6 protein-coding genes and 1 pseudogene are annotated in these 8,036 nt (G+C 62.4%); 3 read left to right on the top strand and 4 right to left on the bottom strand.

Annotated features, from left to right (window positions below; genetic code table 11):
- From PLL20_14595 to PLL20_14580, 4 genes and pseudogenes are all read right to left on the bottom strand, one after another.
- Window positions 1-1,724: tetratricopeptide repeat protein (locus PLL20_14595; protein HPD31217.1), on the bottom strand; the 1,724-nt coding region annotated here is incomplete at its 3' end.
- A gap of 36 nt (window positions 1,725-1,760) precedes the next feature.
- Window positions 1,761-2,039 carry a BMC domain-containing protein gene (locus PLL20_14590; GenBank protein ID HPD31216.1) on the bottom strand — a complete coding sequence of 93 codons (279 nt, stop codon included), beginning with the start codon at window positions 2,037-2,039 and terminating at the stop codon, window positions 1,761-1,763.
- Window positions 2,040-2,219: 180 nt separating this feature from the next.
- Window positions 2,220-2,417 (bottom strand): annotated as a pseudogene (locus tag PLL20_14585) (BMC domain-containing protein).
- Window positions 2,418-2,695: 278 nt separating this feature from the next.
- Complete coding sequence (locus PLL20_14580) at window positions 2,696-3,712, bottom strand: dihydrodipicolinate synthase family protein (protein ID HPD31215.1); 1,017 nt, start codon at window positions 3,710-3,712, stop codon at window positions 2,696-2,698.
- Between the two features lie 280 nt (window positions 3,713-3,992).
- Between PLL20_14580 and PLL20_14575 the strand changes: the two genes are divergently transcribed.
- The 3 genes from PLL20_14575 to PLL20_14565 all read left to right on the top strand — a co-directional run bounded on the left by PLL20_14575 (window position 3,993) and on the right by PLL20_14565 (window position 7,962).
- On the top strand, window positions 3,993-4,937 hold the full coding sequence (locus tag PLL20_14575) for a phosphodiester glycosidase family protein (protein ID HPD31214.1): 945 nt from the start codon (window positions 3,993-3,995) through the stop codon (window positions 4,935-4,937).
- 164 nt (window positions 4,938-5,101) lie between these two features.
- Window positions 5,102-6,766 carry a fucose isomerase gene (locus PLL20_14570; protein HPD31213.1) on the top strand — a complete coding sequence of 555 codons (1,665 nt, stop codon included), beginning with the start codon at window positions 5,102-5,104 and terminating at the stop codon, window positions 6,764-6,766.
- Between the two features lie 230 nt (window positions 6,767-6,996).
- A complete protein-coding gene (locus PLL20_14565) occupies window positions 6,997-7,962 on the top strand; it encodes a DMT family transporter (GenBank protein HPD31212.1) in 966 nt (321 codons plus the stop codon).
- Window positions 7,963-8,036 lie beyond the last annotated feature (74 nt).

Raw genomic sequence — 8,036 nt, 5'->3', positions numbered from 1 at the left:
GCCATCGCAAGGTTGGCCGTCAGATGAAAAGGGTTGTCCTTCAGCACGCGCTCATAGAGGGGCACCGCCTCGTCCGCCTGACCTGCGGTTTGGAGCATCTGGCCAAGCCCGAGCAGTGCCGGCTCGTACATCGGAGCCAGTGCCAGAGCGTGACGATAGTGGGCCATGGCCTCGTCCGTCCGCCCTGCCTCTCTGTAGACCTCGGCGAGGTGACGATGCGTCCGATAGCTGTGCGGATCGGCTTCCAGCGATTTTTGCAGGGCCTCGATGGCGTCATCGATGCGTTTCATCTTGTGGTAAGCCATCCCGATGACGCGATGGACACTGGCACTGGTCTCGGCAGGATGTCGAGCCATATCCTCGTTAGCAGCCTCGATAGCCTGCTCATATTGACCCGCACCGTAGTAGGCCAAGCCCAGTCGCGTCCATGAGCCGGGTATGTTGGGATATACCTCTGCGACTCGGAGGTTCTTGCGGATATCGTCCCGGAAAGCCGTGACGGTTTGCCATGTTGTGATGACCAACATGAGAACAGCCAGCGCGGCGGCAACTCTTGAAAACCATCTCACCGACGGTCTCGCTTCGGCCCACCGCCGATAGCCGAACACAAGGAATGCCGCGATTGCCCAGAAAAGCCCTATGTTGGAGATGTAGACGTAACGTTCAGCGAACATCGAGCTTCGTGAGGGCAGAAGAGGCAGAGTGGCGGCAACATTTGCCAGGAACCAGATCAGCCCCAGGACTCCGATTCGCGTCCATCTCACGGAGATCGTCACCAGAACAAGCGCCACAAGGAGCGTCAGCACAGCAGTCAGAACATCGGGATCGGACCAAGCGACCACCCACCTCGCAGGATGAAACGGGGCCAGGCCTGCCGGCCACACGACCCGACTGAGATACCAACCCAGAGCGAGCAGGACGCGAACGCTGCGCGGGCCTTCCAATCGCTCGGCGGCCACTTCCAACAGATGGGTCTGTTTTGTCAGGGTCACGTTCAGCACGGCGAAAGAGCCGGTGATCAGCAGAGATAGGCCCCAGATGACCCACCAGGTACGGCGCGGCCAGCGCCTACGGGCCAGCGGCAGCAGGAGCATGAGGACGGGCAAGCCGACCTGGACCTTGCTGGTCATGGCCAGCACCACCGCTGCGAGCACAAGCAGAGCCAGCCCGATGCGCGGCCGTTCTTCCCAAGCATCAAGCAGATTCAGTGAAAGCAGTGAGAAGAGCGCCGACAGCGAGATCATCCGTCCACAAACCCAGGCGGTCGGCTCGGAGCCCATCGGATGAACCGCAAACAGAATACCGGCGACCAGCGCGACAAGCGGGTCAGGATGCAAACGACGTATCAGCCGCCACACAAGGAGGGCGGCGGCGGCGTGGATGAGAACGTTGGTCAGGTGGAACAGCCAGGTGCCGGAGTTCGGGGCGTCCGGCAGGGCACTGAGGCCGACGGCTTTGAGCAGGGCGAACTCCGCCGCGAAGCTGAGCATCGGAACGGGTTGGTAGAGGTATCGGTGCGGTTCAAGAGTGAGCAACTCGAGGGCGTGGGACAATGACGGCCGGCTGACGAGAACGAAGTTGAGGACAAGTTGTTCATCATCCCCCTCGATGAAACCGCCCCGCAGTGCAGGCAGCATGGCCATGAAGGCCGCCAGGAAGACGACAATGCCGTGTCGGATGCCTGCCGGCCGGGTTGCAGGTTGGGGAAGTGTGTTCCTGGTCATGAAAGCCGTCCAGTTCGGATACCATGGGGCACGACTTCACGCCGGCAACAGTCTGGTCAGGCCCTCGTGCGGTCGCGGAATCACATGGGCCAGGATGAGTTTGCCCCCGAGGCTGTTGACCGCGGCGGCGCCCGCCTCGACAGCGGTTTTCACGGCGGCGACGTCGCCTCTGACCATCACGGTGACGTAAGCGGCGCCGATCTTCTCCTTGCCGATGATCTCGACGTTTGCGGCCTTGAGCATCACGTCCGCCGCCTCCATCATGCCGACGAGGCCCTGCGTCTCGATAAACCCGATCGCATCCGGTTTCGCCATGGTGTTGTCCGTTCCTTTCATGGTACTGCCGGCCGGCAGGTTGGCATCCGGCGGCAGAAGATGATCATTGGCTTCAAGCAGAGCGTTGAACTCCTGCTTCGAGTGAACGAGGAAGTCGGCCTGGGCCGAGTAGTTCGGCCAGACGGTTCGGTTGATCCCCGCGTGCATCTGCTCGGCAATCGCCCAACCGGCCTCGACGGAGGCCCGCACATCACCGGTGCTGCCGGTGACTTTGACACCCATGCCGCCGAGGGCGTTGGACTCAATTCCGGCTATGGTCACGTTCGCGGCCTTGGCCATGACGTCGGCGACGACCAGGGATGTGCCGAGGCCCATCACCTCAACAAAACCGACGCTCTCCAGGTTGGGTAGGATCATAGCGTTCACCGGACACCCCCTGTAACGAGTCGATGTTCATGTGGCCCAGGTGAAGGGCCGGGGGTTGGGGCGTGGGGGCCGGTGAAGAGCGGCAGACACGGCAAGGGCGCGCGTGCAACCGGCAGAGCACGGTCGGAATCGTCAAAGGCGGCGAAGACCTGCCGCCGTCCTGACCGCGCGGCAGGTCTCGGTCGCTGCGGCGACCTCGATGCTGTCTTGCCGGGCGAGTCCGTCATTGTGCGCACGTCTTCCAGGGTACGTTGCGTCCGCATGGACGGTCAATTCCTCTTGGTCCGCAGGCCGCGGAGCACGTCCTGCACGATCTGGTCGAGCGATTGTCGATCGAGGCCCAGCGGGAGCGGATCGCAACCTCCGGGCGGGGCATCGGTCAGGCCGAACTGGTTGAGGATGCACTGGACGGTTCGGGCGACATCCTCCAGGCTGAACTGCTGCGAAGGCGACAGCGGCTGGCGTCCGCGCCCCATCTTGAACCCGCGCAGCCCCACTGCTTGTCGCACGGCTTCGGGGAAGTCGGCACCGAAGATGATCATCTTGATCAGGTCGAGCAGAGCGTACTGGACCTGCCGTGCTTCTTCGATGCGTCCGGCCATCGTCAGGTTGTAAAGCTTCATGACCACCTCGGGCACGACGCCGCTGGTGGCCACGGTTCCACCGTCGCCTCCCATGATCATCGAGGGCAACAGGATCTCCTCGCAGCCGATCAGAAAGACGAAATCAGGGCGGATCGGCCTGATCTCATGCATCATGTTTACGTATTTTGGCAAATCGCGGCTGGAATCCTTGATGCCGATGATCCGTGGATGCTCGGCGGCCAGACGCTTGATCGTGTCGTTGCTGATGTCGTTGGCGAACTGGGGGATGTTGTACAACGTCAAATCAATGGGGCTGTTGCGGGCGATCTCGCTGAAATAGGCGTACACCCCCTCCTGGCTGATCTTGTAGTAGAAGGGGGCGACGATGGCCACGGCCGTGGCGCCCAAGGAATGGTAGTAGGCCGCCGCCTCAATGGTCTTCTCGACATTGGCCTCGGCGGCGCCGGCCAGTAGGAACCGTCGCCCCGCGTTCTGCTCGGCGACGATCCGGACGATTTCTTTGCGCTCCTCGAAACTGAAGCGGGTGAATTCGCCCGTGCTTCCGTTGGGATACAAGCCGGAGATGCCTTTTTCGATCAGCCAGTCGACAATGCGACGCAGTTCAGGCTCATTGATCCGGCCCCGATCGTCCAACGGGACCATGTTCGGGGTGAAGATGCCGTAGAGTTTCTTATTGCTCATCTCGTCTCCGTAGGGGCATAGAACGGTCGACTATTCTACACGCAAACCGCAAACCCCGTCGACCGCGTCACCTGAACCCCGACAGCCATGCCCACGCGGCCGAGAGCCGTCGAAACCTGCACCGGGCGTCCTGCCGGCCTGGTTGATGTTGCCGAGGAACCGCAAGCCGAGCCGGTGTCGGCTCGGCTGGTCCAGTGCCGCGTTCATCAACAGGATGCTCATTTCCAGCCGATAAGAAGGGTAGTGATTCACCGGTCAGCAGCGCGAGCGAGGGACGTGTGTGGAACGGTTTTCGCGATTCAAGATACCTGTTGCCGTCTTGATTCTCGGCGGGTTGCCGGCGATCGCGCTGATGGTCATCAGCCGGCTGGAGCCTGAACACCCTGAGCCTCTGACGTCACCGGTGCCTGCTACCGGACCGGGCGAACAGATCGGTCTCTGGCAACCTCTTTTTGTCGGCGTCGAGATGTGTCGGGCATCTACGTCCATTCCCAGGCCGATGCAGATCCGGGCAGTCCGCGTCGACTGCCGCGAGCCGACGATTGACTTTCTCGTCACCCCCTCAAATGGCGATGAGCCCCTGGACTGCAACGCCCGCGCTCCCTCTGAGTTTCTGAAGGAGTTCAAGTGTCAGGTGGCTATCAACGGTTCGGTCTTTTCGCCGACGGCCAGCCGGGCTCGGGAACCTCTGGACGTCCGTGGCTTGTCTCTTTCGCGAGGCAATCTCTACTCGCCGCCCAACCAGTATGATGCTCTGCTGATCGATCGAGATCGAAAGGCATGGATTGGCCTATCGCCGGTAGCAGTCGGCAGGGCCTTCAACGGGCTGAGCGGTTTCCACGCCATTTTGCTGGACGGTCGCAACGTGGGCACAGGCAACGACTTGGAACCGAGATCCGCCGTCGGAATCAGCAAGGACCAGCGTTACCTGATCCTGATGACCATCGACGGCCGGCAGACCAATTACAGCGAAGGGGCCACCACCACTGAAACCGCCGAATGGCTGCGCAGGCTGGGTGCCTGGAACGGCCTCAATCTCGACGGGGGCGGCAGCACGGCGTTGGTCATCGAGGGTCCGGACGGCAATCCCCTGTTGCTCAGCAGTCCCAGCGGCAAATACGAGCGATGGGTGGCCAACCATCTGGGCGTTTTCGCCCGAAGGTTGCCCATTTCCTCCCTCCCGGCCACCGGCCCGACGAGCCGGGGGGCTGAGCCGGCCGGTTGACCCCGAAACCCAGCATCGGAGACCCGTGAGCGGACCCTCGGCTTGCGGGACAGTCCCCCGGGCTGGTCAAGTGCCGTTGCCTTGCACCCCCCGGCCAATGCGTGTAGATAGTGTCTCAGGCCGGGCATGTCGCCGGGCGGTTTTTATACAAGGAACTCCGAATTATGGCAGCTTACAAGTTTCCCAGGCTCCCGAAAACGCCAAAAGTTGGTAAGAAGCAGGTTCTGATGGTTGCCAGCGGCGACCTTCGCCTGTCGGCCAATCAGGTCTGTTGGCCCGCGCAGCACGAGATGGAACAGGCCCTGTCCAAGGCGGTCGCCGATTTCGGCTACGAGCTCGTGCGTGCCCATCCTTACAAGCGGAATGAGAAACACGGCTTCATCTCCTCGCAGGTTGAGGGCATGAAGGTGTTCGCCGGCATCGATTCCACGGCGCCGTTGATCGTTGCGGAGGCCGTGTGGCAGTACTCGCACCACGTGTTGGCCGGCCTGCTGGCCCACCAGGGGCCGATCCTGACCTGCGCCAACTGGTCCGGGCAGTGGCCGGGCCTGGTCGGCATGCTGAACCTCAACGGCTCGCTGACCAAGGCCGGCAAGAAGTACTCCACGTTGTGGAGCGAGGATTTCTCATCGAAGGAGTTTCGAGCCGGTCTGCAGCGGTGGCTCAAGACCGGCAGCGTGACGCATCCCATGAAACACGTCACGCCGTTCTCGAAAGTGAGAATTCCTGCCAAGGAGCGGGCCCTCGGCGAGGCTTTGGCCGATCAGCTCCGTCGCGAGAAAGCGATCATGGGCGTTTTCGACGAGGGTTGCATGGGCATGTATAACGCCATCATCCCCGACGAGCTGCTGAACCCGACCGGGGTCTACAAGGAACGCCTGAGCCAGTCGGCCCTCTATTACGAGACCACGCAAGTCAGCGACCGCGAGGCTCGCGAGATTCGCAAGTGGTATGACCGCAAAGGCATGACTTTCGTCACCGGTCCGGACGAGAAGAAGCACCTGACGGAGAAACAGATCCTCACGCAATGCAAGATGTACATCGCCGCGATGCGCATCGCCGACGACTTCGGCTGCCACACAATCGGCATCCAGTACCAGCAAGGTCTCAAAGATCTGCTGCCGGCCAGCGATCTGGTCGAGGGAACGCTGAACAACGTCGACCGCCCGCCGGTGTACAGCCGCGACGGCAAGCGGTTGCTGTACCCGGGCGAGGCTCTGCCGCACTTCAACGAAGTCGACGAGTGCTGCGGGCTTGACTGCCTGATGACCTACCGGATTCACCGGGCGATGGGGCAGCCGCCGGAGAACACGCTGCACGACGTGCGCTGGGGCGACTGGGACCGTTCAGGGACGGTCGATGACTACGTGTGGGTGTTCCTGATCAGCGGCTCGGTGCCGCCGGCCCATTTGATCGGCGGGTGGAAGGGGGCCAGCAGCGAGCGGCAGCCGGCGATGTATTTTCGACTGGGCGGCGGGACGATCAAGGGTGTCTCCAAGCCCGGCGAGATCGTGTGGTCGCGAGTCTTCATCGAGGACGGCAGACTCAAGATTGATATTGGCCGCGGCGGGGTGGTCAGACTGCCCAAAGAAGAGACCGAGCGTCGCTGGGAAGCCACGACCTCGCAGTGGCCGATCATGCACGCGATCACTTACGGCGTCAGCCGTGACGAATTCATGGCCAAGCACAAGGCCAACCACATCCAGGTGGCCTACGCCCGCGACGCCAAGGCCGCGGACAATGCGGTGCTGGTCAAGGCGGCGATGGCGGCCGCCATGGGCATGGAAGTCAACCTCTGCGGTACCCGCAAGGACGGAAAGAGGTGGTAAGGGGCAAACGGGCCGGCGGCTTTCAGCTCCCGGCCGGCATCCCCGAGTTTCGGCGGACGCCGCTCGTCGGGGACCGTCAGGCTCTTGGAACAGGGGAATACTCATAACGGCTCCGGCAAGCTGTCTCCGGAGCCGTTCGCTTGTACGGCCGAAAACCTGCTGTTGCACGCGAGCATGGCCGGCAATGACGGCTGTCGAGCGTGGGGTCGACGGTTGGCCTGGTGGTTCGGATGAAACGCAAGATCTTGCGGGCTGACGCGATCCTCGTGTTGGCAGCCCTTCTGTGGGGCGTGGCGTTTGTGCCTCAACGGGTTGCCATGCGGCATATGGGACCGCTGACCTTCACCGGGGTGCGATTCGCGCTGGGCGCGATGGTGCTTGTGCCGGTTATTGCCGTGCGGTCTCGGCGTTGGACTGTTGGCGAACCGATCGCGGTCGGTCCGACTGGTGACGGGTGGGGCCGATGCCTTGTCGGCGGGGGATTGGCGGGACTGGTATTGTTCGTCGCGGTCAACCTTCAGCAGGCGGGTTTGGTCTACACCACCGCCGGCAAAGCAGCCTTCATCACCGGCTTCTACGTGCCCCTGGTGCCGGTGCTGGGCCTGCTGGTCGGCCAGCATACGAGCATCGCCACGTGGGTCGGGGCGGTCCTATCCGTAGTAGGTCTCTACTTTCTGAGCGTGGTCGAATCGCTGGAGATCAACCGTGGCGACCTTTTGGAAATGATCGGCGCGGTGGTATGGGCGATCCACGTGCTGCTCATCGGCCGATTCGCCCCGCGAACCGATCCGCTGAGACTCGGGTTGGTGCAATTCGTGACCGTGGCGATCGTGAGTAGTATCGGGGCGCTGCCCACCGAGGGAATCAGCGCGGTGGGCCTGCGGGCGGCCATATATGCGATTCTCTACGGTGGAATCGTCTCGGCCGGAATTGCGTATACGCTGCAACTGTTCGGTCAGCGGGACGCGCCGCCCGGACACGCCGCCTTGGTGCTCAGCCTGGAGGCGGTATTCGCGGCCGTCGCCGGCATCATGATCCTCAATGAAAGATTCGAGCCGCGGGAATGGTTCGGCGCAGCGGTCATGCTCGGCGGGATGCTGATTTCACAAGTGAACCGGTTTCGATCGGGCACCGGCACGGTCTGCGAGCGTGTCGGGCAAGCCAATCCGCCAGAGGGCAGCGCCGTGCTTGACTGACAACCGAGGATGACAAGCTGTCAGCATTCACCCATTAGCCCCCGTCTTGTCAAGCGCGAAAACTCCCTTGGCGA

The organism is Phycisphaerae bacterium (assembly GCA_035384605.1).
GTDB lineage: Bacteria > Planctomycetota > Phycisphaerae > UBA1845 > PWPN01 > JAUCQB01.
Note: the sequence above shows the minus strand (reverse complement) of the source record. Positions and strands in the feature narration are given on the sequence as shown.

What these genes read in the sequence shown, in the direction of transcription:
- PLL20_14580 (HPD31215.1), bottom strand. Translation starts at nt 3,712, where the DNA reads ATGAGCAATAAGAAACTCTACGGCATCTTCACCCCGAACATGGTCCCG.
- PLL20_14590 (HPD31216.1), bottom strand. Translation starts at nt 2,039, where the DNA reads ATGGCGAAACCGGATGCGATCGGGTTTATCGAGACGCAGGGCCTCGTC.
- PLL20_14570 (HPD31213.1), top strand. Translation starts at nt 5,102, where the DNA reads ATGGCAGCTTACAAGTTTCCCAGGCTCCCGAAAACGCCAAAAGTTGGT.
- PLL20_14565 (HPD31212.1), top strand. Translation starts at nt 6,997, where the DNA reads ATGAAACGCAAGATCTTGCGGGCTGACGCGATCCTCGTGTTGGCAGCC.